Annotated in this window: 23 protein-coding genes and 2 tRNA genes; 11 read left to right on the forward strand and 14 right to left on the reverse strand. The window is 66.2% G+C overall.

What is annotated here, in order from left to right; all coding sequences use genetic code 11:
- Nucleotides 1–173: 173 nt before the first annotated feature.
- The 5 genes from NMLP_RS11335 (at nt 174) to NMLP_RS11355 (ending at nt 4,693) form a co-directional block, all read left to right on the forward strand.
- Nucleotides 174–386, forward strand: coding sequence for a YgaP family membrane protein (locus tag NMLP_RS11335; protein WP_015410256.1), 213 nt, complete (start codon nt 174–176; stop codon nt 384–386).
- A gap of 519 nt (nt 387–905) precedes the next feature.
- Nucleotides 906–979: transfer RNA gene (locus tag NMLP_RS11340), tRNA-Lys, on the forward strand.
- A gap of 745 nt (nt 980–1,724) precedes the next feature.
- The gene (locus NMLP_RS11345) at nt 1,725–2,561 is read left to right on the forward strand and encodes a M14 family metallopeptidase (protein WP_015410257.1); all 837 of its coding nucleotides are present in this window, start codon (nt 1,725–1,727) and stop codon (nt 2,559–2,561) included.
- A 738-nt stretch (nt 2,562–3,299) separates the two neighbouring features.
- Complete coding sequence (gene htpX / locus NMLP_RS11350) at nt 3,300–4,166, forward strand: zinc metalloprotease HtpX (RefSeq protein ID WP_015410258.1); 867 nt, start codon at nt 3,300–3,302, stop codon at nt 4,164–4,166.
- Nucleotides 4,167–4,225: 59 nt separating this feature from the next.
- Nucleotides 4,226–4,693 carry a hypothetical protein gene (locus NMLP_RS11355; protein WP_015410259.1) on the forward strand — a complete coding sequence of 156 codons (468 nt, stop codon included), beginning with the start codon at nt 4,226–4,228 and terminating at the stop codon, nt 4,691–4,693.
- On the opposite strand, the gene NMLP_RS11360 is transcribed toward NMLP_RS11355, so the two are convergent.
- The 9 genes from NMLP_RS11360 to NMLP_RS11400 all read right to left on the reverse strand — a co-directional run bounded on the left by NMLP_RS11360 (nt 4,690) and on the right by NMLP_RS11400 (nt 12,405).
- Entirely contained in the window at nt 4,690–5,001 is a 312-nt protein-coding gene (locus NMLP_RS11360) for a DUF5783 family protein (RefSeq protein WP_015410260.1), read from the reverse strand. The genes NMLP_RS11355 and NMLP_RS11360 overlap by 4 nt on opposite strands.
- 512 nt (nt 5,002–5,513) lie before the next feature.
- Nucleotides 5,514–5,584: transfer RNA gene (locus NMLP_RS11365), tRNA-Pro, on the reverse strand.
- Between the two features lie 55 nt (nt 5,585–5,639).
- A complete protein-coding gene (locus NMLP_RS11370) occupies nt 5,640–6,518 on the reverse strand; it encodes an RNA-guided pseudouridylation complex pseudouridine synthase subunit Cbf5 (RefSeq protein ID WP_015410261.1) in 879 nt (292 codons plus the stop codon).
- A 2-nt stretch (nt 6,519–6,520) separates the two neighbouring features.
- On the reverse strand, nt 6,521–7,099 hold the full coding sequence (gene cmk / locus NMLP_RS11375) for a (d)CMP kinase (protein ID WP_015410262.1): 579 nt from the start codon (nt 7,097–7,099) through the stop codon (nt 6,521–6,523).
- 93 nt (nt 7,100–7,192) lie between these two features.
- A complete protein-coding gene (locus NMLP_RS11380) occupies nt 7,193–8,089 on the reverse strand; it encodes a DUF106 domain-containing protein (protein ID WP_015410263.1) in 897 nt (298 codons plus the stop codon).
- Between the two features lie 73 nt (nt 8,090–8,162).
- Nucleotides 8,163–8,450 carry a DUF3006 domain-containing protein gene (locus NMLP_RS15480; protein WP_015410264.1) on the reverse strand — a complete coding sequence of 96 codons (288 nt, stop codon included), beginning with the start codon at nt 8,448–8,450 and terminating at the stop codon, nt 8,163–8,165.
- Nucleotides 8,447–9,496: a ComEC/Rec2 family competence protein gene (locus NMLP_RS11390; protein WP_015410265.1), complete on the reverse strand. Its 1,050-nt coding sequence runs from the start codon at nt 9,494–9,496 to the stop codon at nt 8,447–8,449. Before NMLP_RS11390 ends, NMLP_RS15480 begins: the two co-directional genes overlap by 4 nt.
- A 540-nt stretch (nt 9,497–10,036) precedes the next feature.
- Nucleotides 10,037–11,677, reverse strand: a complete 1,641-nt coding sequence (locus NMLP_RS11395) for an ATP-binding protein (RefSeq protein ID WP_015410266.1) — start codon at nt 11,675–11,677, stop codon at nt 10,037–10,039.
- 107 nt (nt 11,678–11,784) lie between these two features.
- Nucleotides 11,785–12,405, reverse strand: a complete 621-nt coding sequence (locus NMLP_RS11400) for an adenylate kinase (protein ID WP_015410267.1) — start codon at nt 12,403–12,405, stop codon at nt 11,785–11,787.
- Nucleotides 12,406–12,544: 139 nt separating this feature from the next.
- Here NMLP_RS11400 and NMLP_RS11405 point away from each other — a divergent pair, with 139 nt between their 5' ends.
- Nucleotides 12,545–12,895, forward strand: coding sequence for a hypothetical protein (locus tag NMLP_RS11405; RefSeq protein ID WP_015410268.1), 351 nt, complete (start codon nt 12,545–12,547; stop codon nt 12,893–12,895).
- Nucleotides 12,896–12,901: 6 nt separating this feature from the next.
- Here the strand turns inward: NMLP_RS11405 and NMLP_RS11410 are convergent, their stop codons facing one another.
- The gene (locus tag NMLP_RS11410) at nt 12,902–14,557 is read right to left on the reverse strand and encodes a potassium channel family protein (protein WP_015410269.1); all 1,656 of its coding nucleotides are present in this window, start codon (nt 14,555–14,557) and stop codon (nt 12,902–12,904) included.
- Between the two features lie 602 nt (nt 14,558–15,159).
- The gene (locus tag NMLP_RS11415; RefSeq protein ID WP_015410270.1) at nt 15,160–16,089 is read right to left on the reverse strand and encodes a DMT family transporter; all 930 of its coding nucleotides are present in this window, start codon (nt 16,087–16,089) and stop codon (nt 15,160–15,162) included.
- A gap of 209 nt (nt 16,090–16,298) precedes the next feature.
- On the opposite strand from NMLP_RS11415, the gene NMLP_RS11420 reads away from it, so the two are divergent.
- Nucleotides 16,299–17,093 (forward strand): helix-turn-helix transcriptional regulator, encoded by a 795-nt coding sequence (locus NMLP_RS11420; RefSeq protein ID WP_015410271.1) that lies wholly within the window; start codon nt 16,299–16,301, stop codon nt 17,091–17,093.
- A gap of 124 nt (nt 17,094–17,217) precedes the next feature.
- Here the strand turns inward: NMLP_RS11420 and NMLP_RS11425 are convergent, their stop codons facing one another.
- Together NMLP_RS11425 and NMLP_RS11430 are read right to left on the reverse strand one after the other, a co-directional pair.
- Complete coding sequence (locus NMLP_RS11425) at nt 17,218–17,694, reverse strand: hypothetical protein (protein WP_015410272.1); 477 nt, start codon at nt 17,692–17,694, stop codon at nt 17,218–17,220.
- A gap of 105 nt (nt 17,695–17,799) precedes the next feature.
- Entirely contained in the window at nt 17,800–18,324 is a 525-nt protein-coding gene (locus NMLP_RS11430) for a winged helix-turn-helix domain-containing protein (protein ID WP_015410273.1), read from the reverse strand.
- A gap of 281 nt (nt 18,325–18,605) precedes the next feature.
- On the opposite strand from NMLP_RS11430, the gene NMLP_RS11435 reads away from it, so the two are divergent.
- Nucleotides 18,606–19,760, forward strand: a complete 1,155-nt coding sequence (locus tag NMLP_RS11435; protein WP_015410274.1) for a signal peptidase I — start codon at nt 18,606–18,608, stop codon at nt 19,758–19,760.
- 98 nt (nt 19,761–19,858) lie between these two features.
- Here NMLP_RS11435 and NMLP_RS11440 read toward each other — a convergent pair whose 3' ends face one another.
- Complete coding sequence (locus tag NMLP_RS11440; RefSeq protein ID WP_049926505.1) at nt 19,859–21,208, reverse strand: DUF5305 domain-containing protein; 1,350 nt, start codon at nt 21,206–21,208, stop codon at nt 19,859–19,861.
- A gap of 393 nt (nt 21,209–21,601) precedes the next feature.
- Here NMLP_RS11440 and NMLP_RS11445 point away from each other — a divergent pair, with 393 nt between their 5' ends.
- From NMLP_RS11445 to NMLP_RS11450, 3 genes are read left to right on the forward strand one after another with little or no spacing between them, the layout of a single operon-like run.
- Nucleotides 21,602–22,105: a DUF7344 domain-containing protein gene (locus NMLP_RS11445; protein ID WP_231857235.1), complete on the forward strand. Its 504-nt coding sequence runs from the start codon at nt 21,602–21,604 to the stop codon at nt 22,103–22,105.
- Nucleotides 22,098–22,697 (forward strand): hypothetical protein, encoded by a 600-nt coding sequence (locus NMLP_RS15275; RefSeq protein WP_152024140.1) that lies wholly within the window; start codon nt 22,098–22,100, stop codon nt 22,695–22,697. The genes NMLP_RS11445 and NMLP_RS15275 overlap by 8 nt, the downstream gene beginning before the upstream one ends.
- Complete coding sequence (locus NMLP_RS11450) at nt 22,697–23,224, forward strand: hypothetical protein (protein ID WP_015410277.1); 528 nt, start codon at nt 22,697–22,699, stop codon at nt 23,222–23,224. The genes NMLP_RS15275 and NMLP_RS11450 overlap by 1 nt, the downstream gene beginning before the upstream one ends.
- The last annotated feature ends 22 nt before the right edge of the window (nt 23,225–23,246 follow it).

Consider the following 23,246-nt stretch of genomic DNA (forward strand, 5'->3'; position numbering starts at 1 on the left):
TACGAACGGCTACGGACGCGTCGTCGTCGGATCAGTACGCGGTTCCCGTCTGCGTTGACCGCCGGGGCGGGCACCGGGGGGTGGGCACCGAAAGACGAGCGCCAAGAGACGGTCCCGCCGCAGACGACGGCGCCGATAGATTTTAGTATTTTGCACAATATTACCACTATAGAATGGGAAAAACGTGTCAGTTACAGGTGCGTCGCCTCGCCGGCGTGATAGTGTTACTCGGCCTCGTGCTCGGAGTCGTCGTCTCGCGGTGGTTCCTGTTGATCGTCGGGTTCGTCGGTCTCAATCTGATCCAGAGCAGCTTCACCGACGTCTGTCCCGCCGAGAAGTTCCTCCCGAGGTGCGGGACGGACGCTCCGCCGGCGGGAAGTGACTGACCACGGTTGGTTTTATTGCCTGCGTCTCGTCGCTTTTTATATCGTGACGCAGGCGCGAACCCCACGAGTTCAGTCGTGGGATACGGGCGGTACGCTCGATCGTCCGTCTGTCCGCATCAATTTTTGTGTGCGGAGAACTGGCAGTTGGCCCGGTGTTTGCGACGGCGAGAGCCGGACTCAAAGACGCAAGCCGACCGCACCGACCGACGGAAAGCAAACTCCCGCCAGGCCGTCGACACGGCAGAGTAACGACGTCGTGGCGGAGTCAGTGTCGTCGGTCACAGCGCGCAGATTCCCAACCGTCAGGACTGATCTGCCCGGCCAACACCGAGTGGGAAACCCGCGACGTTACCCCCGAGAGCACGTCACAATTCCTGTTCGCGAATCCACAGACATCGCTGGTTTCGAGCGACGGCCCGACCGACCGCCGGTCCAAACGCCGCCGTTCGTCCGTCGTCGGCTCAGAGCGACTCCCGCAATCGAAAGGGTTTATCAGTAGCCGCAATAAGAAGAGTTTGAGGGCCGATAGCTCAGTCCGGCAGAGCGTCTGGCTTTTAACCAGACGGTCGGGGGTTCAACTCCCTCTCGGCCCGTATTCCGTTTCGAACACCACCGAGCAGTGCCGAGCGTCAGCGAGGCCTGCTCGCCACGACGTGAGAAACGGTGCGGCCGGGGAGTTGATCCCTGGGCGTCGCGCGCAGCGAAGCGAGCACGTCTACCTCCGGTTCAACTCCCTCTCGGCCCGTATTCCGTTTCGAACACCACCGAGCAGTGCCGAGCGTCAGCGAGGCCTGCTCGCCACGACGTGAGAAACGATGCGGCTGGGGAGTTGATCCCTGGGCGTCGCGCGCAGCGAAGCGAGCACGTCGGCCTCCGGTTCAACTCCCTCTCGGCCCGTATTCCGTTTCGAACACCACCGAGCAGTGCCGAGCGTCAGCGAGGCCTGCTCGCCACGACGTGAGAAACGATGCGGCTGGGGAGTTGATCCCTGGGCGTCGCGCGCAGCGAAGCGAGCACGTCGGCCTCCGGTTCAACTCCCTCTCGGCCCGTATTCCGTTTCGAACACCACCGAGCAGTGCCGAGCGTCAGCGAGGCCTGCTCGCCACGACGTGAGAAACGATGCGGCCGGGGAGTTTCACCCTGGAAGACGCAGCGCGAACGGGGTGAGCGACCGTCTGCCTCCGGTTCAACTCCCTCTCGGCCCGCTTTTGTGGCCACCTCTGCCGGTGCGCCCCGACCGTCGTGGCGAACGGAGCGGGTCACCAGCGCCGATGCCGGGGCGCAACGCGCGGGCGAGCAGCCACACGGTTATTTGCGCCCCCGCCCGTAGCCCCGCGCATGGAAATATCCGAGCGCGGGTCCGCGGGGCCCGCCACCGTCGCGGTCGTCGGCGGCATCCACGGCGACGAACCCGCGGGCGAACGCATCGTCGAGCGACTCGCCGAGGAACTTCCCGCCCCCGGAGCGGGTGGGGGCGAGGGGGCGATCCGGCTGATCGTGGCCAACGAACCGGCCCTCGAAGCCGGGACGCGTTACACCGACACCGACCTGAACCGGGCGTTCCCGGGCGACGCCGACAGCGACGCGTACGAGCGCGCCCTCGCCGTCCGGCTGACCGACGCTCTCGAGGGCGCCGACGCGGTGCTCGCGATCCACACCTCCCACAGCGCGCCGCCGCCATTCGCCATCTACAGCCACCTCACCGACTCGGTCCGGCGGACGGTGACCGGGATGCCCGTCGAGTACGTCCTCGACTCGAGCGGCTTGCGGGGGACGACCCTGGACTCGGTCGTCGACGACGCCGTTTCGCTGGAGGCCGGCCGCCAGGGCAGCGAGGACGCCGTCGAGTTCGGTTACGAGGCGGCGCGCGGGTTCCTGCGAGCCCACGGCGCGCTCGCTGGCCAGCCGACGTTCTCCGAGACGACCATCGTCGAGGGCGGCGAGGAGGTCCCGAAGGGCGGCGGCGAGCCGACCGTCAACTACCGCAACTTCGAGGAGATCCCGGCAGGCGAGGTGTTCGCCAGCGACGACGTCTACACCCACCGCGTCGACGAACCGGGGATCGTCCCGGTGCTCGCGAGCGAGCGCGGCTACGACGACATCTTCGGGATCTACGGCCGGATCGTGGGGACGGTCTCGCCGCCCGGAGGCGCCGAGGGGGCGTCAGAGGAGTAGTCGGCGTTCGGAAGTCGGGCTAATTTAAATAGTGTATTTAAATGGTGTTTTTCTGGCGGAGTCTGGCTTCGTGATGGGCTGGTTTAGATGGTGTATTTAAATGGTGCTTTCCGGTGAACTCCGGTTTTGTGATGTCTGGCTTCGTGACGGCTGGTTTCGGCGGTGTATTTAAATAGTGTTTTTCAGTGAGGTCCGGTTCCGTCCCGACCTCGGTGAACTAGACTACCGAGTCACCGCACACCGCCCCGCAACCGCACACCGCCCCGCAACCGCACACCGCCCCGCAACCGCACACCGCCCCGCAACCGCACACCGCCCCGCAACCACACACCGCCCCGCAACCGCACACCGCCCCGCAACCGCACACCGCCCCGCAACCGCACACCGCCCCGCAACCGCACACCGCCCCGCAACCGCACACCGCCCCGCAACCGCACACCGCCCCGCAACCGCACACCGCCCCGCAGCCGATTCGTTCGGCGCTTCGCGCCTCACTCATCCGCCGATAGAGCGAGCTCTATCGAGCCGTCGCTCACTCCGTTCGCGAAGCCCTCGCACGTATGTTTCGCGCCGGCCCTCGGACGGGGCGGCTCGCTCGCGTTCGCCGCCCGCCTCGGGCACGGCGCAGCGCGCGCCACCGCACAGCAGCGATGTGAGTATATATGTGTGTGCGATCGGGTCGCGGCGGGTGGCGGCCGACCGCGACAGTTTTTATTCGTCCGACACCAACGGTCGGATATGAACTGGCAAACCGACTGGGGGCTCCGGTTTCGGATGGGGCTGACCATGTTCTTGTTGTTCGCCCTCTATCTCGTCTTCGTCGGCGTACTGGCGGCGTACTTCGGGAACGTGCTGTTCGGTGTGGTGTTGCTCGGGGGCTTTTCGGTCGTCCAGTACTTCTTCAGCGACAAACTCGCGTTGCGCGCGATGGGGGCCAAGACGGTCAGCGAGTCGGAGTACCCGGAGCTACACGCCCGGATCGGCCGGCTCGCCCAGCAGGCGGACCTGCCGAAGCCGACGGTCGCGGTCGCCGACGACCGGACGCCGAACGCCTTCGCGACCGGGCGGTCGCCCTCCAACGCCTCGGTCTGTGTCACAACGGGAATCCTGCGGACGCTCGACGACGACGAACTGGAGGGCGTGTTGGCCCACGAACTCGCCCACGTGAAGAACCGCGACGTGGCCGTGATGACGATCGCCTCCTTTCTCTCGACGATCGCCTTCTTCATCGTGCGGTGGGGATGGCTCTTCGGCGGCCGGGACCGCAACGGCGCCCCGCTGATCGTCGCCATCGTCGTCTCCTTGCTCGTGTGGGTGGTCTCGTTTCTGCTCATCCGCGCGCTCAGCCGCTATCGCGAGTACAGCGCCGACCGCGGCGCGGCGATGATCACGGGCAACCCCTCGGCGCTCGCGACGGCGCTCTCGAAGATCTCCGGGCGGATGGACCAGGTGCCCGAGGAGGACCTCCGCGAGCAGGCCGATATGAACGCCTTCTTTATTATCCCGATCCGCAAGGGGTTCATCGGCCGGATCGCCTCGACGCACCCGCCGACGGAGCGCCGCATCGAGAAGCTCCGCGACCTCGAACGCGAGATGGAGCGCTAGCTCGGATCGATGCCGACCGTCTGACGGGTGTTTAAGCGGTCGAGCGCCCCAGCGCACGTATGGCCACGCGCCGCACGTTGCTCGGAGCCGCCACCGCCACGATTGCCGCCGCCGCGACCGCCGGCTGCGTGGAGGCGCTCGGAGAACAGGAGGGGACGGCTCCCGGGGATTCCGGGGGCGTCAGGCTCGCGGAGCTGTCGATACAGAACACCCACGGGAGTGCCCATCGGATCCAGATAGCGGTCGAGGCGGGCGAGGAGATGCTCCATCTCGGCACCTACGAACTCGGCGCCGACGGGGACAGCCGGACGATCGAGGGCGAGTGGACGGAGACGCCGGGCCGACACCGGATCCACGTCGCCCTCGACGACGGCGGGGTCCGGACCGCCGACGTGGTCGACAGCGTCGGATCCGGCGTCGGCTGTGCGCGCGTGTTGATCCGGATCGGCAACGACGGGACCCTCGGCGTCTGGACCGGCGCGAACTGCGGTGCAGACGCCGACGAATCCGACCTCGAGAGCGTCTAGGCGAACGTCCGATCGAGTTCGGCCTCGATCTCCGCGACGTAGTCGTCGAGTACCGTCTCGAAGCGCTCCTCGGAGACGACGACACCCGTCCCCGAGAGCCGCTCGTAGGGCTCCTCGGGGACTTCGAGGTAGAACCCCTCCGTCTCGTCGTAGAACGGCTCGGACTCGTTGAGCACGTTCTGGTCGATGCCGTGGATCAGCGTCGAGTCGTACTCGTCGTTCATCCGGTTGAACACGTTCTTGTACGCCTGCTGGAGCTGTGGAAAGAGGTCGACGTACTTCTGCTCGTCGAAGGTCTCGGCGTCCATGGACGGCGGTTGGGCATCGACCACTAAAAGCGGGTCGGACCAAGCCGACGGACCGTCGGTGAGACACCTCGGGGGCAGGCGGTTCGAGAGACTCCGTCTCTCGTCAGCACGAGCGACACTGCCACGGGAGCCACACTTCGCTCTCGGAGGGCTTACGTCCGGTCTCGGGCGTCGTCGTGAGCATCGACTCGCGGGGATCGAGGTCGCGTCGTACCGGTAACGACAGACATTTTCTGCTTCGCTATTTAAATAAACACTATGCCTTCCGTCGAATCCTCAGACACCATCTCGATATACGACTGGTTGTGTTGTCCGGAGTGTGACTCCCGGAAGATAATCAGAGGACCACGGACCGAACGGGGTACCGTAAAGATCGAATGCGGAAACTGCGGGACGACGGGATGGCTCGGCCTATAACAAGGACATCCGGTTTTGACATTCATCGGCTTCGACGGAGTCGGACGGGGGGTCGGCTAACGGGTCTGTAGAATTTTCAGAAGCGCTTCTGTGAATGGGACCGCCGTGATTCGAACACGGGTCCAACGCACCCCATGCGCAGAGGATACCACTACCCCACGGTCCCTCGCGTTTCGAGGGACGGTTGAGGAACGTTTAACCTCTTCGTTTCGCGTCGGCGTTCACACCAACACGCGCTCTAATTCGACGACCGTCCCCGACTCCGCGTCGGGGTCGCCGACCAAGTGGCCGAGACAGACCGCAGCGCCGTCGGGGGTATAACAGGCCACGAGATCGCCCGGGTCGGCGCCGGCCAACCCGGCGTCGATGACGCCGGGGGCGTACACCGGCGCACCCTCGGCGACCTCGCGGGCGGCCGAGGGCGCGACGGTCACCGTCGGCAGCCCCTCGAGGGCGCGTTCGGCCGGCGAGACGACCTCACAGAGCAGGTCGGCGTCGTCCGACTCCCGCCAGAAGGCGAGACCGTCGGCGAGGTCCTCCATCGTCGAAAGCGTCGCGTCGGTGAAGCCAGCAGTCTTTGTCCGCCGGAGGTCGCCCATGTGCGCGCCGGTCCCGAGCGCCAACCCGAGGTCGTGACAGAGCTTCCGGATATAGGTGCCGCTCGCACACTCGATGTCGAGCAGCGCTCGGCGCTCCTCGCGTTCGAGGGCTTCGAGGCGGTGTATCTCCCGTGTCCGGAGGCGACGGACGACCGCGGACTTCCGAGGAGGCTTCTGGTAGAGGGCGGTCTCGAACGCCGAGAGCGTCGATTCGAAGTCGGCGGGGAGCCGCCCGTGGGCCTCGAGGACGGCGACGTACCCCTTCCGGCTGTCGTCGAACACCTGCGCCGCGCGGGTGGCCGTCCCCGTCAGGATCGGCAGACAGCCGGTGACCTTCGGGTCGAGCGTTCCGGCGTGGGCGGCGCGGTCGACGCCGGCCATGTCCCGGACCCAGGCGGCGACCTGGTGGGCCGACGGTCCCGGTGGCTTGTCGAGGTTGACGACGCCGAACTCCAGAAGCGTCGCCGGGTCGCGCTCCGCGGGGGGACCACGCTCGCGCATGGTCAGAAGTCGTACTCGACGCCGTCGATTGGGGTCTTGCCCTCGTCGTCGACGGTGTCGTATGCCTCGACGGCGGCGATGACGACGTCGAGGACCGCTCCGGGGGAAAACCGGGCGGTGTTGAGCGAGAGGTCGTAGATGCCGAGGTCGTCGATGTCGACGCCGTAGTACTCCCGGTAGCGCAACGCCTCGCTGTCGGCCCGTTCGACGGTCTCCTCGCGGGCCGTCTGGACGGCCTTGTCCTCGCGGTCGGCGATCCGCTCGGCGCGGATGTCGAGCGGGGCGTCGAGCCAGATCCGAAAGTCGGCGTGGGTGCCGGCCATCCAGCCCGCGAGCCGCGATTCGAGCACGAGGTCCTCGCGCTCGGCGGCGAGGTCGCGCTGCCGTCGATCGAGGTCCCGGTCTATCGAGTCGTCCTCCTCGGCGAGTTTGTTCAACTCCAGCGGCGTGAGGTCGCGCTCGGCGGCGAGGTCGCGGAAAATGTCACCACCGCTCACGTGTTCGGATCCCAGCCGTTCGGCCAGCCCGGCGGCGACCGTGCTCTTGCCGCTGCCGGCCGGGCCGGAGATGGTTATCAACATATCAGTACTGCGCCGCTGTGGGTCAAAGGCGTTACCGTTCGCGGCCGACGGACGCCGGTGAAACCGAAGCGCCACAGGCGGCCGATCGGCGGATCACGTCGGCGTCGTCTGGATGTTCAGCGACTTGCGGATGACCTGTGTGAAACACATCGAGCAGACGAAGTACCAGCCGATCCACGCCTGGAGCGGCCCCACGAGCCCCTCGTTCCAGCCGACCTCGCCGACGATCGGCATCACCATCGGCCCGAGATCGATTCCGGGGTACAACGGCGCACCGCGGAAGCCGACGACGGCGTACATCCACAGGAAGACGGGAATGGTCAACAGCATGATCCACACCATCGGTCGGAACTGCTCTTTGAACATCCCGAGGTTGTCCGCCATCGCGTCCATCTGCTCGTCCTGGATGCGTTCGAGCGCCTCGTCGTCGCCGCGCTCTTTGGCCTCCTTGCGGCGCTCTTGGATCTCTTTCATCCGGCCCTGATAGGCCCCCATGACCTCCATATCCATCAGGTTCGACTGCAACAGCGTCGAGTAGAGCCCGGTGAACAGCGCGAGCACCATTATCACGGCAAAGAACGGAAGCAGATCCAACAGCGGACCGAGCGCGATGTTCAGCGTATCCGCGAGCGGCTCCCGGACCGACCGGAACGTGTAACCGGCGAACATCGCGACCGACCCAACAGCGGCCATCTTGTCCCACTTCGACCACGAGGAGTCGCCGTCGGGCGCGTCGGGCAACTCGAGGTCGTCGTCCTCGAGCGCGTCCCTGACGCCGCCGGGGTCGGCGACGTCGAACCCCTCGCCGTCCGAGTCGACGAGCAGGCCGATCTCGATGAGCCGTCCCCACTGGCCGCTCGTGAGTTCATCGGAGACGTCGCCCCACGAGACGGTCCCCTCGTCGGCGCGGTCGAGGAGGTATTCGAGGGCGTCCTCCATCTCCGCGTCCTCCGAGACGAGTTCCTGTACCTTCGAGGCTGTGCGTGCCATTACCCCGTGTAGCGACTGGCGGGTAATCAAGCTTTTACCTTCGATGCGACCGACGGATTCGGGGAAACGGGCGCTAGCCGTTCTCCTCTTGCGTCCCGTCGAGCGGTTCTGAGAGCGCTTCGAAGCGCTCCCGGAGCCGCCGTCGTCGCTCCGCCGTCCGCTCCGGCGACGCCTTGATGCCGACTAGCGTCCCGCCATCGAAGGTGAACGAACAGACGTCGCCGGCCGCCGTCCCGGCCGGGAGGTCCTCGACCGGAACGCGGCGCTCGGCGACCGTCTCGCCGTCGTCCTCGACCAGACAGACCGCCGTTCCCCCGGTGATCCGATCCACCGTTCCGGTGTAGGTCCCTTCGAGGGTCACGCGGCCACCCCCACCACGAAGCGCTCCGCGGTCGGATCGGTCGGGTCGGCGCCCGCTTCGGGCGCGGCTTTCAGTTCCAGCGGGTCGGTCGTCGCCGCCGCCTGCGTCCGGACGACGATCCGTTCGCCGTCGCTCTCGAAGACGATCGAGCCGTGGGCCCCGGTCCAGAGCGTCCGGATCCCCCGCTCGGCGAACCGCCGTAGGGGCTCGTCGTGGGGGTGGCCGAACTGGGAATCATAACCCGAGGAGACGACCGCGACCGCGGGATCGACCACGTCGAGAAAGGCCGGGGCTGAGGAGGTGTCGGACCCGTGGTGGCCGGCCTGATACACGTCGACATCGAGGCGCTTGCCGTGGGTTCCGAGTAGCCGCGATTCGGCCGCGCGCTCGGCGTCGCCAGTGAACAGAAACGACGTCTCCCCGGCGGCGACCGACACGGAGACGCCGTTGTCGTGGAGGTCGTCGCCGACGGGCGGCGAGGGCGAAAGCACCGTCGCCGCCGCCCCCTCGAGTGGGATCTCGTCGCCGGATCGGACCTCGAAGAGCCGAACGTCGTGGCGCTCGACCGCGTCCAGATAGCGCTCGTACGTCCGGGAGGTGTGCGTGACGCCCGAATCGTACACCGCTCCGATCCCTCCGCGCTCGGTCTCGTAGCGGTCGATGATCGCTTCGTGGCCGCCGATGTGGTCCGCGTGGGCGTGCGTCGAGACGAGGTGGTCGATCCGCTCGACACCCCGGGCATCCAGGTACTCGAGGACCGTCTCGCCGTCGTCGCGCCAACCGCCCGAATCGATCAGCATCGTCTCTTCGTCGGTCCGGAGCAGCGTCGCGTCGGCCTGGCCGACGTCGATGACGTACACCACGAGCGTGCCGTTCGGCGGCGGGGCGGTCCCCGTCGTCCCCGCAGGCGTCGGTGTCCCGTCGGTTGCCGTCCCGTCGGTTGCCGTCCCGTCGGTTGCCGTCCCGTCGGGGCCGACCCCGAGTCCCGCACACCCGGATAACACGACGAGCAGACAACACGCCACCACGGGGACTCGGTATCGCATAAAAACGTCACACGCTCCGTTTATAAGAGTCTTGTCAAGACCCGCATACGAGAGACAGCGCGAACCCGGTCCAGTTGCGGCTCGGGTGTGTATGTTCGATTCCCTCTGGATTTCTTGCTGCCCATTTGCAGCCGTCACGTCACTCTATCGTGATTCAGCGGTCGAATCTCGGCGTTCACGCCGGGTGTGACTCGCGTACGCCCCGTGGCACAGACCACTGGAGATGGCCGGTCTGGAACGCCACCAGTTATAGTAACCATCACAAGCGATTACACATCGATCGCACTGCCGCCGTGCGATCGAGTGTGCAGTGTCTTCCGATCGCTACTGTAGCATCGCTCGTGGCGTTCGTTCACACACGGGGTCCGCTGACGCCCGATGGCTGGCGACCGCGGGAGTCCGTCCGACCCCCGATGGCTGGCGACCGCGGGAGTCCGTCCGAAACCCAACTAATAACAGGCCGAGATCCCTCTGTCGAGGGACCCCGCGCCGTCGTCGGGCGTCGCCCGACTGCCTGCGGGATCTTCGATCCCGCTCCGCTTACGCCGCGGAAGATGTCACGCCGGATGCCTCGTTGTCGGGAATATCGATCCTTACTGTCGTCCCGTCGTTTATTTCGAACGAAACGTCTCCGTTGAGTGTCATTGCCGCCCACTTGAGTTGCCACAGCCCGAGTCCGGTCGTGTGTGTCAGTGGGTCTTCTGTGCCTCTGTTCAGGGCGTCGAGTTCCGCTGCAGGGATACCTGGGCCGTCGTCGCTGATGGTCACGCAGTAGCCCCCGTCCGTGGTTGTGATCGTCACTGCTACCGACGAGGCCGCGTAAGTAACCGCATTTTTCAGTGGACTTTCGATGGCGTTCTCGGCAGCCCGTCGATTCGTGGTCACTATGGCCGTTCCCGGCATATCAGTAGTGACAGTCACGCCCACTGTCGAAACACGGTCTAGTACTCTCCGTACGATCCGTGTGAGGTCGACCTGGCTGCTGGATTCTTGCGCCGAAACGAACTGATCGATCCGCTGTGCCTGCCGGCCGAGAGCAACAGCGTCATCAGCAGCCGCGATGATCGATGAACGGTGCTCATCCACGGTACCCGGCAGGGTCTCGGCGTGGCTCTTTATTACGTCCATCCGGTTTCGAAGGTTATGTCTCAACACTCGGTTCAGAACCGATAACCGTTGTTGGCTGACCTCACGGTCGCTCACGTCACGAAAGCTGAGTACACTTCCAAGCCTGTTGCCGTGTGGATCGGTAACGGCTGATAGCTGTGAATCGTACTGTCGAACTCCAGCAGACGTTTCGAGAGAGATAGTCTCGCTAGCCACGATTTCGTCGACCTCGTACCCCAAGACGTCGCCAACTTTGCTTTTTAAAAGCTCGCTCCGCGCCGTGTCGAGCGTCTCGACGGCGGTCCGGTTGCTCTGTACGACCCGCTCGTTCGCATCCACGACGAACATCAGGTCGTCTGTCTGTTCGATCAGCGCGTTTTCACCGAGCGCTCCGACGGCCGGAATCGGGCCGAAGAGACCATACCGGTAGCGAGCAGCGGCCAAGCCCACACAGGCGGTGATCGCTCCAGCGTCGAACGTAACCGCCATCGCGGTCGCGGTTATCTCCAGAGTCGAGAGGTTCCAGAATAAAAACGACCCGATCGGGATGGCCGAGAGCGACAGGGCCTGCCGCAATGAAAAGCGGGCATCGGTTTTGTTCTGCCGAATCAACAAGTAACAGCCGGACGCAACCAGCGACAGGACGTACGCAAAAACGACGGTGGCAGTAAAGCCTACAATCGCTGGCGGTAACTCGACCCGGCTTGCTTGAACACCAACGCGGAGCGGGACTAGCAACACCGGTACGGTCAGTGCCACGATCAGCCGACGGCTGATAGCTGGACGCGTCCCGGTGTATTGGAGCGCGAATACGAGCCACGGCGCAGTCATCAGGTTCCAAGTCACAAGTGGCAACAGCAACCATATCTGCTCTCCCGTCTCTGGGCCTGGGAGCCACGGCACAACACCGACCACGGCGGTGAGAACGCTTCCAGTACCCAGGATGCCGACAGCTATCGCCAGTGCGCGACGACCGAGCTGTGGATCCCTCCGTAGTAGCGAGTAACTGATCCAACACAGCCATCCCCCAGCGGAGAGTCCGATAGCCAAGAGCCCATATATAAGCGAGACCACGCGCAATACATGGTTTCAGAGCATTATACGAGTATCGGTGGAAACCGCACGAAGTTCAGAATCTATATCGGTGTTGTCCCAGCGACCGATACGGATGCTCCAGACGCTCAGGCCACGTCCTCGATCGCGGCGTCGAGGTCGCTCCAGACCTCTTCGGGGGTCTGCTCGCCGTCGATCCGGACGAGTTCGCCCGATTCCTCGTAGTGGTCGATTACGGGCTGGGTGTTCTCGTCGAAGACGCGGAGGCGCTCGCGGACCGTCTCCTCGGTGTCGTCGTCGCGCTGGACGAGGCGCCCGCGGATCTCCTCGTCGTCGGGCATGTTGAACTCCGTGTGGTAGATATCGCCCGTCTCGGGGTCCATCCGCCGGCCGGTGAGCCGGTCGACGAGTTCCTCTTTGCTCACGTCGAGCAGCGCAACGAGGTCGAGATCGGTGATCTCCGAGAGGTACTCCGCCTGCGAGAGGTTTCGCGGGTAGCCATCGAGGACGAACCCGCCGGCGTCCTCGAGGGCGGCCTTGACGATCTCGTTGACGAGAGGGTCGGGGACCAACTCGCCCGCCTCCATGTACTCGCGGGGCGTCCCGTGTTCGGTCTCCATGTCCTTGTTGGCGCGCAGCGCGTCGCCGGTCGTCACGTGCTCGACATCGTAGTGCTCGAGGATGTTGCTCGATTGGGTTCCCTTGCCGGCCCCCGGTGCGCCGAGCAGCAGGATCTTCGGTCGGTTCATGATCGACTATTCAGAACGGTCCCTAAAAGTCTTGACTGAACGCGGGCGGGTCGTCCGGGCGCGGGTGGCCGGGCCGTCAGGAGAGTGAGACGGCGCCCACGAACGCGGGGTTGATGTGGCCGGACGACCGAAAGCCGTCATGGCGGCCGACAGCCCCGGTGAGCGGCGACAGGTGCTCGTGCAGCGGATCGTCGAGTCGCGGCGGCGCAGCGAAGCGACCGTCTTTCGCGCCGGGGACGCGTCGGTCGAGTACGACGACCGGCGTCTGCGTCTCGACGTCGACCCGGACGAGCGGGACCGACTCGACGCGCTGTTGTCGGCGTACCACGTCTTCAAAATCAAACAGCCCGAGACGCGAAAGGCGGCGGAGGGCGTGTGTTACCTCTCGGCGGTGACGGACGCGAAACACGCCGCCGACTTCCTCGAGGCGCTGTTCCGCGAGGTGTACGGCCGCCCGGAGGGATACGAACTCCGGGTCGGACCCGTCTGACCCGACTCAGCGGTGGCGTTCGACGAACTCGTTGGTCCCCTCGTCGGTCCCGGCGACGACTAACTCGTCGTCCGCTTCGATCCGGAAGTCGGCGTCGAGGTCCGTAAACACGGTGCCGTCGCGCCTGACCGCGACGACGGTACAGCCGGTTCGTTCCCGCACCTTCGCGTCCCGGAGGCGCTTGCCTTCGAGCGCCGGCGCCGTCGTCGAGACCAACTCGACGCTCGTGTCCACCGAGAGAATCCGCTCGTCGGTGAGGACCCGCGAGGCGATCGATCGGCCGCTGACCGTCGCCAGCGCGAGGACGTAGTCGGCCCCGGCGCGGTAGGCCTTCCGGACGCCGCCGGTTCGCTCCGCCCGCGCGACGATTTCGGTCCTCGGGTCGATGTCGCGGACGACGAGCGTCGCGAACTCGGTGAGGGTGTCGTCCGGGAGCGCGAGCACGATCGCGGACGCCGTCTCGATACCGGCCGCCCGAAGCACGTCCGGGTCGGTCACGTCGCCGACGACGTCCACCCCGTCGTGGTCCCGGAGGTCGACCGTCGTGTGGGGGACGTCGTGTTCTTCGAGCGCCTTGGAGACGGTTCGGCCGACTTCCCCGTACCCGGCGACGATCACGGCGCCCTCGTCGGACCGGATAGCGCTCGACAGTTCGGCCGATTTGAGCCGGTCGATCCCATCGCGCCCGCCGGCGAGCAAGAGCACCGTACCGTCTCTGAGCGGTTCGTCGATCGGGGCCGGGGTCTCGAACCTGCCGCGGATCCACGCCCCGAGGACGTTCACTCCGTACTCCGCCCGCAGGTCGCTCTCGGCGATCGTCCGACCGGTGATGCGGCTGTTGCGGTGGACCGGTAGCTCCGCGATCTCGACGTCCTCACCCAGGCTCACGGTGTCGGCCGAGTCCGCGTCGATCCCCGTGGTGAGTTTGCCCGCGAGGCTCTCGCCGAGCGCCTGCCTCGGCGTCAGGACGTGATCCGCCCCCGCGAGGCGGTGGTACGTCGCGGTGTCGGTGTCCTCGACGACGCTGATGATCGTCGTCTCGTCGGTCGCCTCGCGGGCGGCGAGGACGATGCTGGCGTCGACCCGATCGGAGACGTCGGCGACGAGCGCCCGCGCCTCCCCCACCGCAGCGGCTTTCAGTTCAGCTGTCGACTCGGGGTCGCCGTGGATCACCCGGTGGTCGTCCTCGTCGAGCGAGACCGCCCGATCGCGGTCCGACTCGACGAAGACGTACTCGATTCCGTTGGAGTCGAGTTCGTCGATCAGCGCCTCCGCGCGGGAGGTATCCGAGCAGACGACGACGTGTTCGGCGAGGTCGTCCGTGAGCTCCGTCGGCGGCGAGGGCGACAGCGCGTCCCGGAACAGCGGCAGGAGGATCGCCGGCAGCGCCAGGAAGAACAGTCCGACGCCGGTGAGATCGAGCAGCATCACGAGCAGGTTCATTTCGGCGCTCGACCACGGGGAATCGGAGCCGTAGCCGGTCGCGGTGAACGTCTCGACGACCACCTGCGTCGAGTGGAGCAGCGACACCTCGGTTCCCGGGGGCGGGTACGGCCCGGGTTCGAACGTCCGCATGCCGAAATCGTAGACGAGTGCCGAGACCGCAACGAGGACGACGATCACGCCCACGTAATACGCGGCACGGCGCTTGATTCGGCTCATACCGGCCCGTCGTCACTCGCGGGTAAAAGCGTCCCGACAGCGCGTCGCCGCGTCGGCAGTATATAAGTGGGCCGCGTCGAACGGACGGACCGGATCGGGCGGAAACGCGGCACGAGTATATAAATGGAACACGGGGCGGGAACGGGGTCCCACCCGGACTATTTATAAAACGCTCCCGGGACGGGAACGGTGCACGCCTCTATGATCTTATAGAGATACAAGGAGAATACTGGTGGCTTTAGCCACCAGGTGAATCCGACAAAAGTTTATGTATAGACACAGTACGTATAATTGTGCGTGGGGAACTGGCAGTTGACTCGGTGTTTGCCACGGTTTCTAACCGGAATCAAAAAGTAAGCCGACCACGCCGACAGTCGTAAAACAATCAGCTATCTCGAAGCCCTTCAGCGGGTACGAGTAACGGCTTCGTGGCAGAGCCACTGGCTGACTGTCCAGCAAACCTGAGACTCCCAACGTTCAGGATTGACCTGCTCGGTCAACACCGGGTGGGAGGCCCGCGCCTTTAGCCGCGGGAGGATGTCACAAATAGACGCCGACCGGGAGGCGGTGACGGCGCGCGCGACCAGCATCGCGCGCGGCGATCAGACGAGCCGCTCGCGGAGGCTCCGTCGAAGCGATACCGGAAGGGTCACCGGCGGGCCGGCGACGAGGAGAAATCCGCTGAAGATGACGCCGAAGCCGACCAGCGAGGCGACCGGCAGCGTCTCGCCGAGCAGGCCCCATCCGCCGACCGCCGACACCACGGGGACGAAATAAAACAGCAGGTTCGCCCGGGTCGCGCCCGCCTCGTCGACGAGCGCGAAGTACGCGAGGTAGGCGATCGCCCCCGAGAACACGCCGACGTACAGAAGCGCCGCGAGCGCGACCGGCGGCACGGAGAACCCGGGAACGGGTTCGCCGGCCGAGAGGCTGAGCGCGTGCGAGAGGACGGCCGCCAGCGGCACGCCCCAGACCGTGCGGGCGGTGCTCGACAGCGTCGCCTCGGCGCGGCGGATCACCACGGCACCGAGCGCGCTCGTCACGGCACCGCAGAACAAAATCGGGACGGCGACCCCGTCGCCGAGCAGCGCCGACGGGTCGGGATCGGCGACCAATCCGACGCCGAGGAGGCCGAGGGCCATCCCGGCCGACCCCCGCACCGAGAGGCGATCCTCCGAGAGCAGGAGGGCGGCGAACACCGGCGTCAGGATCGGGTTCAGGCTGAACACGACCGCGGCGACGCCGCTCGTGGTGTACTGCTGGCCGACGAACAACAGCGCGTTCGTCAGCCCGATGACGAGCAGCCCCGTCGCGAGGATGCCGACGACGTCGCCGACGGTCCGGGGCCGCAGTTCCGCACGCGGGAGGCGACTCGCCGCGTACGCCGCGAGGACGACCGCGCCGATGTCGAAACGGAGCGCGACGAAAAACAGCGGTGGGAAGTGCGCCAGCCCGGCCTTGGCCGCGACGAAGGTCCCACCGAAGAGGACGGCGGAGACGACAAACAGCGCGCCGCTTCGCCGCGAGAACACGCTATCGGAACACCCCGGCTACGGCTCCGGACGATCGATCGATGTTCGTGGAGGTATCGGACACACTGTTCAAAAAGGCCCCGAGACGTATAACGGAATTCCTAAAAAGTTCCACGAAGGGAAACGGATACCCGCAACGAGAGCGGCACACGGCGTGAAATCCTTTCGCGGGGCGAAGACTGTTTACTTTCGCGCCCGGTGGCTCCGGTATGGCGGTCCCGCTCGAGGAGATGGAGTTCTTGGCTCGCTCGGACAACCGGGTCGAAGTGTTGCGGCTGGTGGCGACCGAACCGCACAGTCGGCGGCGCCTCGCCGAAGCCACCGGGGCCTCCCAAGCGACGCTCGGGCGGATCCTCGAGGACTTCGCCGACCGGTCGTGGGTCGAACGCGACGGGGGCGCGTACGTCGCCACGGCTACCGGGGCGTTGGTGGCCGACGGCGTCGCCGAACTGCTCGCGATCCTCGAGACCGAGGCCAAACTGCGCGACGTCGTCGGGTATCTGCCCACCGGGGCGATGGGGTTCGACCTGCGCCGCCTCGCCGACGCGACGGTCACGGTCCCGACTCGGACGCGCCCGAGCGCGCCGTTGCAGCGCGTCCTCGAGGCGATGGCCGACGCCGACGACCTGCGGGCGTTCTCGCACACGCTCAACGAACAGAGCCTCGCCGCGGTCCACGACCGGGTGCGGGCGGGCGATGGGACGTTCGAGGCGGTCCTCTCGGAGAGCGCCATCCGCGCGCTCGCTGTGGATGAGCGGCTGTGGTCGCAACTGCGGGCGCTCGCCGCCGCCGCAGATGCCGAGGTCCGGGTGCGGGAGGCGGAGATCCCGCTGGCGGTGACCGTCGCCGACGGGACGGTCTACCTGCTCGTCCGCGACGACGCGGGGCTTTTGCAGGCCTCACTGCACACCGACGACGGTGACGTCCGGGCGTGGGCGATAGAGACGTTCGAGCGTTACTGGGAAACGGCGAGTGGCTTCGATCCCGCGGCGTTCGAGGACTGATACTGACAGACAAACGAATATACACACGACGCACGAGGATCACGCCGTTCGACGGAGCGACCGGCGGATCACTCGTGAGTCGGTGTTATTCGATTTCGTCCACCAATATGAGGCCGGGGGCCGTCTACGCCGCCGCGAACGTGAGGCCGACGGCGACGGGGACGAGGACCGCGAGGTAGACGGCCGCGGAGACGGCCCATCCCCGCGCGGTCGCCCGCCGACGCGCTCGGTCGAGTCCCGGGGCACGCGGCAGCGGGACGACGAGAAAGAACGCGACCATCAGAACGTACAACACGAGCGTCGTCGCCGCGACCGACAGCGCCGAGGCGCCGCCGAGCAGCGTTTCGGCCAGCAACGACCCGTAGACGAACAGGAGACCGGTGCCGATTCCGGCGCCGTAGTGGGCGACGGCGGCGAGGCGGGCGGGCGCGTCGTCTGGGTGGGTCCTCGTCAACACGCCGGCGGCGACCCGCGGCGGGGTCGTCCCCTCCGGAAGCCGCGCCATCGCCCGGTCCATCGCGAGGAGTGCAGCGACGGCGGCGAGGAGGCCGATCGGGAAGCGAGCCGCCACGGAGACCGACGAGAGCCCGCTGAGGGTCATACCGTTCGATGGCGCCGGCGGTGTATGAACGCGCCGATCCCGGATGCAGGCGGCCGGGCAGCGCGCCGCGGGCACTCGCTGCGGTCCTCTCTGGCTCTCCCTTGCTCACACCCGCCCGCACCCGTGGAGATTCTCGAGGATCTCCGGGTCGGTCCGGAACTTCAAGACGTTCGTCATGAGCGAGTTCCGGATGTTGTCGACGACCGGGCCGTGGCGCGTGTAGAACTCGTGGATCCACCGCGATTGGGACTCCCGGTCGGTGAACATCATCACCGATTTCCACTGGTACTCGCCGTCCGAGAGGAAATACAAGAGCGTGTTGTGTGAATCCCTGATGTACTCCATCGCCTCGCGCCACCCCGCCTCGAAGTGCTCGGGATCGAACTTGAACTCGAAGAGCGCGAAGTAAAAGTACGCCTCGTTTGGGATGATCGCCTCCCGGAAGACGCCCTCCTCGCGCATCGATCGGATCGACTCGGAGACGGTGACGTGGGAGACGTCGATGTCGTGTTTCGCTGCCAAGATGTCGGCGAGTTCCCGCGAGGAGAGCTGTGGATCCCGCGACAGTTCGCGCAACACCAAGACGTCGCGCTCTTTGAATTCCCACTCCGGCGGGTCGCGTGCTGTCATACCTCATACATCGTCTGCCCGGGTACTGTCAGTTTCGGTGCAGAGCGACCGGCGAGGTCCGCGTCGGCACACGGTCGGACTGGGTGGGTCCGTCGCTCCCGCGTGGGCATCCGCAGCCACCGGTATCGATGCGCTAGTCCGCAGGAACACCCGGCACCCGAGGTTGTCCCCCGTCGTGTCGGCGACCCCTCGTTCGTCGTCTGCTTCAAGCAGTACGCGCGGCGCCCCGCCCACGACGGAAAGGTTGATTCACTCGGCCGGCCGAACGAGGATACAAACGAATGCTCCGGAAGATTGCCGGACAGGTGGGGACTGTCGTGCTCGTCGCCGTGCTCGTCTCGCTCGTGGTCGGGCAGGCGCTCGGCCAGCCGGTGTTGCTCGCCTACGTCGAATCGGGGAGTATGGAGCCAACGATCGACGAGGGCGATGGGTTCGTTGCGATCCCTTCGGTCGTCGCCACGACACCACAGGAGGGCGATGTCGTCACCTTCCGCGCCGAGGAGATCGAGGGGGGCGGGCTCACGACCCATCGGATCGTCGACGAGACACCGGAGGGATACGTCACCAGAGGTGACGCCAACCCCTTCACCGACCAGGACGGCGGCGAGCCCCCGGTCACCGAGGGCGATATCGTCGCGAAGGCGCTGCAGATCGGCGGCTACACCGTAACGATCCCCCGCCTCGGCACCGGGATCGAGGCGGTCCAGGGCGTGCTGTTGGCGGTGACGACCGCCATCGCCGGGGCGTTCGGCCTGGGTGCCAACCTCACCGCCGAGACGGTCGGATTCGGGCTGTTCGGCTTCGGACTCGTGCTGTTCGTCGCCTCCCTCGTCGGCGAGCGACGCGGGTCTCCGGAGCGCGACAGGCGGCGCTCTCGGCGGCGCACCGGGCAGCTCGACACCCGGGTGATCGCGCTCGTAATGATGCTCGTCGTGCTCGTGCCGGCCAACGCCGCGATGATCCTCCCCGCCGGGCCGACGGAGATCACCGTCGACGGCGACGACGTGGCCGAGGCCGAGGGCGTCAGCGCCGGCGACGCGGTCGACGCCGAACTCACGATCCGCAACGACGCGTTCCTGACGATGGTGTTCACCTTCGAGTCGGCGAGCGAGGACGTGGCGATCGACCGGGAGGCGCTGTCGATACCGCCCGGGGGGGAGACGACGGTGACCGCGTCGGTGCCGGCGCCGGAGCCGGGGACCGAGCGGACGATCACGATCGAGGAGCGGCGCTACTTCCTCCTGGGTCCCGAGTCGGCGATCACCTGGCTGCACGACGTGCGGCCGCTGGCCGCCATCGGCGCGCTGAATCTCTTCATCGGCGCGAGCGTCTTCGGGTTCGTCGGCGGGCTGTTCGGCTTCGGACCCTCGCGGTTCAGGGAGACCGACCGCGGTGTCCCGCTTTTGATGCGGGTGAAACGACAGCTCCGGCGGTGAGTCCAGCGGCGGCGAGCGGTGGACGCACGGTCGTCTCTCGGGTCGAGCGAAGCGATCCGCCGGGGACCGAGCAGGTGCAGCGCGTCGCTCCCGGCGAGTTACGGGTTCCGGGGGTCGCTGTCACCGTCGCGGACCGGCGAGCCCTCGCCAGCCGACTCGTCCCCGTCGTCGGCGTCGGAGCCGGCTCCGGGGGGGTCTCCGGTCGCGCTCCCGTCCCCGCCGCCGACTGCCACGTCGATCCCGCCGTCGACGGCGGGCGAGACGGCCTCGGCGACGACGTCGGGGGGATCGAAGCGGTACTCGATGTCGTCGACGACGGTGGCGTACCGCGGCGTCGGCTCGACGCGCTCGACGACCCGGCGGTCGCTGTCGATGGCGGTGTCGACGGCGTCCTCGAGGCTGTCCAACTCGATCACGCGGTCGGCGCTCTCGTCGGGCAACGTCCCGCGGGAGATCCACTCGTCGTAGTCTTCGCGGGCGCGCTGGAAGGTGAGCCGGCGGCGCTCGGCCGGCGAGACCGCGAAGGCGCCGCGGTGCGTGAGCCCCCCGACGCCGAGCGCGCCGAGCAACCCGAGGACGACCAGCGCGGGGCCGCCGTACAGCTCCGCCGGGGAGTGCTCGACGGGGACCTCGACGGTGGCGGTCGCCTCGTAGGGCTCGCTCGAATCGACCTCGCTGTCGACGCTGTAGGTGCCGCCGTCGGGCTCGAGCCTGAGTCGGTCGGTGCGTTCCTCGGTGAAGCGCTCGCCCTCGACCTCGGCCTCGAAGGTCGTATCGGCGACGACGACGATCTCGCGCGTGCCGGGGGAGGCACCGAGGTCCTCCTCGATCCGGTCGAGGCGGTTCGTCAGTTCGGTCGCGTTGGTCTCGAACTGGACGATGTGGGTCTCCCCGGGCGGGAGCCGATCGATCTCCTCGCTCGCGAGCGGGTCGATCTGTCGCCAGTACGTGACGGTCTCCGTCTCACCGTCATCGGTGTCGACCTCCTCGGTGGCCTGCAGCACGAGCCGGAGGTCGACCCGCCCGGTCGCGGTGTCGGCGTCGCCGGAGTGGCTGAGGCGATACTGCCCGTCGAGTACCGGCGATATCCGGGTGAAGTAGAGTTCGCGCTCGGAGAGGCGCTGCCCGCGGTCGAAGACGATGCTGGTGTTCGAGACCACGGCGCTGTGGGAGAACCCTGCGTCCGGCTCCCAGGTCCCGACGGTCTGGGTCTCGAACCGCGTCTCGGGGGCCGTCTGCACGTCGTACGTGAGATAGCCGCCCCCGGCGGCGACGACCAGGAAGACGAGGATCGCGACGACGGCGTAGCGGCCGGCGAGCGAGCGCGTCGACGGCGAGAGCCGGCGGTGAAGCCTGTCGGTGATCTCGCTCTCGCCCCCATCCCCACCGCTCATTCCGGCCTCGCCCCCGACGGCCGCCGCGACGACGTCCCGGAGCGAACGATACAACCTGTGAGCCAGCGTTCACGTCGACCCCCCATACCCGCCGGGCCGGACGGCACGCTAAAGGGTCTTTCCCTTCCGGTGGGCACGCGCCGCCTGTCGCTCCCGCAGTCGTATTTCATTTATATATCGATAGGACCGAATTGGTGGTATTGACCGGTTAGCCGTCTCGATTCCGACAGACGCGGGACGGACGCGAGACAGACGCGTGTCGGACCCCGCGAGACGGACGTAACGAAGGAAATCGGCACACAGCGGGCTGGAAGACGGTCGATCTTACCGCGTCAAACCGCCGTTCACGCCGACCCGTATATTTATATTCTTGCCCTATGTTATTACTCAATGTAGCAATTGGGTGGGACTACGTTGCACACGACACAAGCTTCGACGGGATCAGACGTGTTCAGTTTGCTCAGCAACCAGCGACGGCGTTACGCCGTCCAGGCGTGTCAACACCTCGACACGCCGATCGAACTCGGCGAGCTCGCCGAGTACGTCGCCGCCGAGGAGTGCGGCAAGTCGATCTCGGAGATCACCAGCGAAGAGCGCCGGCGGGTGTACACCTCCCTCCAGCAGGTCCACATCGACAAACTCGAGGAGGCGGGGGTGATCGAGTGCGACCGCAAGACGATCGAACCCACCGACCGCCTGGAGGAGCTGGAGTTCTACCTCGAGGTCGTCCCGGGCGACGAGATCCCGTGGGCGGAGTACTATCTGGGGCTCTCGGGGGTCGCGGCGGTCGTGACCGCCGGCGCGTGGGTGGGCATCTACCCGGATGCGGTGCCCGCCGTCGCGTTGCTCGCGCTCTTCGTCGGGGTGTTCGCGGTGTCGGCGGGGATGCACTACGTCCAGACGAAGCGGCACAAACTGGACGCGGGACTCGGGGGGGATGCGGATGCGTGAGGATCGCGACCTGCGGACGTACACGCGCCGCGGCGCGTTGGGGTTGATGGGAGCGGGTGGGGTGTTCGCGGCGACGGAGACGTTTGGTGTCACCAACCTAACAGCAGGACGTGGGACGAACATCATAGTTGCGAACGACAGTGCAGATGCTGTTGCACTGGAACTAGTCGACAGTAATGGAAGCATAGGCGGAGAAATCTATACACTTCCCGACAGTGACACTGAAACTTTTACGATCACCAACCAGTCTGGTGAATCGCTCTCCAGTTCTGCCGATGACCTGACGGTCACGTTGTCGGGTTCTAATCCCAACGGCTCTGGAGAAGTAACTATTGAGAGTACTTCAGGGTTTGATTCTTCTGACTTTCCTGTAACAGATACCGGCGACGCAACATTAATAATAAATTCTAGTTTAGGTTCCTCCGATAGTGGAAGTTTTCAACTCGGAATAAACGACACAACCGAGTCAAGTAATGGGGGCACTACCGATGTCCGAGACGCTCTCGACGTTGAAATAACCGTCACAGCGGAGTTCCCGAATACGACACTCAGCTTCACACGATCAATAACTATCGAAGACCAGTCTGCTTAATGAGTGGGCGATCATCAGACGATGCCAACCTTACGTACGGTGATATCATCACCGTACTCAATAGCGAAGGTATACTGCTTGACTCTAATGACGACCTCACTCTCACCGACTCGTTCCGCACCGACTGGCGGCGTCGCATCGACCAGGTGGCCGAGGACCCGACGACGTACCTCGGCCTCGTCGTCGAGGCCGACCCGGAATCGCTCGTCGTCGACGACGACGAGGACGGCATCGCGGTCCGGGACGAATCGGGATCGATCACCCGGACGGTCGGGGAGTGGCCCTCCGAGGCGGCGCTTCTCGCCGACGTCGCCGCGTTCGTCTCGCTGGGGGAGTGGCTCCCCGAGTTCGAGGCGTTGGACGGCGTCGAGCGCGACGAGCTGGTCGCGCGACTGCGGGTGTTTCTGGAGGCCTGTCCGAGCTGTGGCGGCGAACTCAAAGAGGGGGAGGATCCGAGTGACGCCGCGGCGGCGGAGGTATCCGTTCCCGACGTGTCCTGTAGGGACTGCGGGGCGGCGCTGTTCTGAGTCACTAACACAGCCGGATCGA

Source organism: Natronomonas moolapensis 8.8.11, assembly GCF_000591055.1.
Taxonomy (GTDB): domain Archaea; phylum Halobacteriota; class Halobacteria; order Halobacteriales; family Haloarculaceae; genus Natronomonas; species Natronomonas moolapensis.

Excerpts from the sequence above, each read along its gene's own strand:
- NMLP_RS11390 (WP_015410265.1), bottom strand. The coding sequence starts at position 9,496 with ATGCGATACCGAGTCCCCGTGGTGGCGTGTTGTCTGCTCGTCGTGTTA.
- NMLP_RS11425 (WP_015410272.1), bottom strand. The coding sequence starts at position 17,694 with ATGACCCTCAGCGGGCTCTCGTCGGTCTCCGTGGCGGCTCGCTTCCCG.
- NMLP_RS11380 (WP_015410263.1), bottom strand. The coding sequence starts at position 8,089 with ATGGCACGCACAGCCTCGAAGGTACAGGAACTCGTCTCGGAGGACGCG.
- NMLP_RS11430 (WP_015410273.1), bottom strand. The coding sequence starts at position 18,324 with ATGACAGCACGCGACCCGCCGGAGTGGGAATTCAAAGAGCGCGACGTC.
- NMLP_RS11450 (WP_015410277.1), top strand. The coding sequence starts at position 22,697 with ATGAGTGGGCGATCATCAGACGATGCCAACCTTACGTACGGTGATATC.
- NMLP_RS11435 (WP_015410274.1), top strand. The coding sequence starts at position 18,606 with ATGCTCCGGAAGATTGCCGGACAGGTGGGGACTGTCGTGCTCGTCGCC.
- NMLP_RS11360 (WP_015410260.1), bottom strand. The coding sequence starts at position 5,001 with ATGGACGCCGAGACCTTCGACGAGCAGAAGTACGTCGACCTCTTTCCA.
- NMLP_RS15275 (WP_152024140.1), top strand. The coding sequence starts at position 22,098 with ATGCGTGAGGATCGCGACCTGCGGACGTACACGCGCCGCGGCGCGTTG.
- NMLP_RS11345 (WP_015410257.1), top strand. The coding sequence starts at position 1,725 with ATGGAAATATCCGAGCGCGGGTCCGCGGGGCCCGCCACCGTCGCGGTC.
- NMLP_RS11400 (WP_015410267.1), bottom strand. The coding sequence starts at position 12,405 with ATGAACCGACCGAAGATCCTGCTGCTCGGCGCACCGGGGGCCGGCAAG.
- NMLP_RS11370 (WP_015410261.1), bottom strand. The coding sequence starts at position 6,518 with ATGCGCGAGCGTGGTCCCCCCGCGGAGCGCGACCCGGCGACGCTTCTG.
- cmk (WP_015410262.1), bottom strand. The coding sequence starts at position 7,099 with ATGTTGATAACCATCTCCGGCCCGGCCGGCAGCGGCAAGAGCACGGTC.
- NMLP_RS11405 (WP_015410268.1), top strand. The coding sequence starts at position 12,545 with ATGGCGGCCGACAGCCCCGGTGAGCGGCGACAGGTGCTCGTGCAGCGG.
- NMLP_RS11335 (WP_015410256.1), top strand. The coding sequence starts at position 174 with ATGGGAAAAACGTGTCAGTTACAGGTGCGTCGCCTCGCCGGCGTGATA.
- NMLP_RS11355 (WP_015410259.1), top strand. The coding sequence starts at position 4,226 with ATGGCCACGCGCCGCACGTTGCTCGGAGCCGCCACCGCCACGATTGCC.
- NMLP_RS11420 (WP_015410271.1), top strand. The coding sequence starts at position 16,299 with ATGGCGGTCCCGCTCGAGGAGATGGAGTTCTTGGCTCGCTCGGACAAC.
- NMLP_RS11410 (WP_015410269.1), bottom strand. The coding sequence starts at position 14,557 with ATGAGCCGAATCAAGCGCCGTGCCGCGTATTACGTGGGCGTGATCGTC.
- htpX (WP_015410258.1), top strand. The coding sequence starts at position 3,300 with ATGAACTGGCAAACCGACTGGGGGCTCCGGTTTCGGATGGGGCTGACC.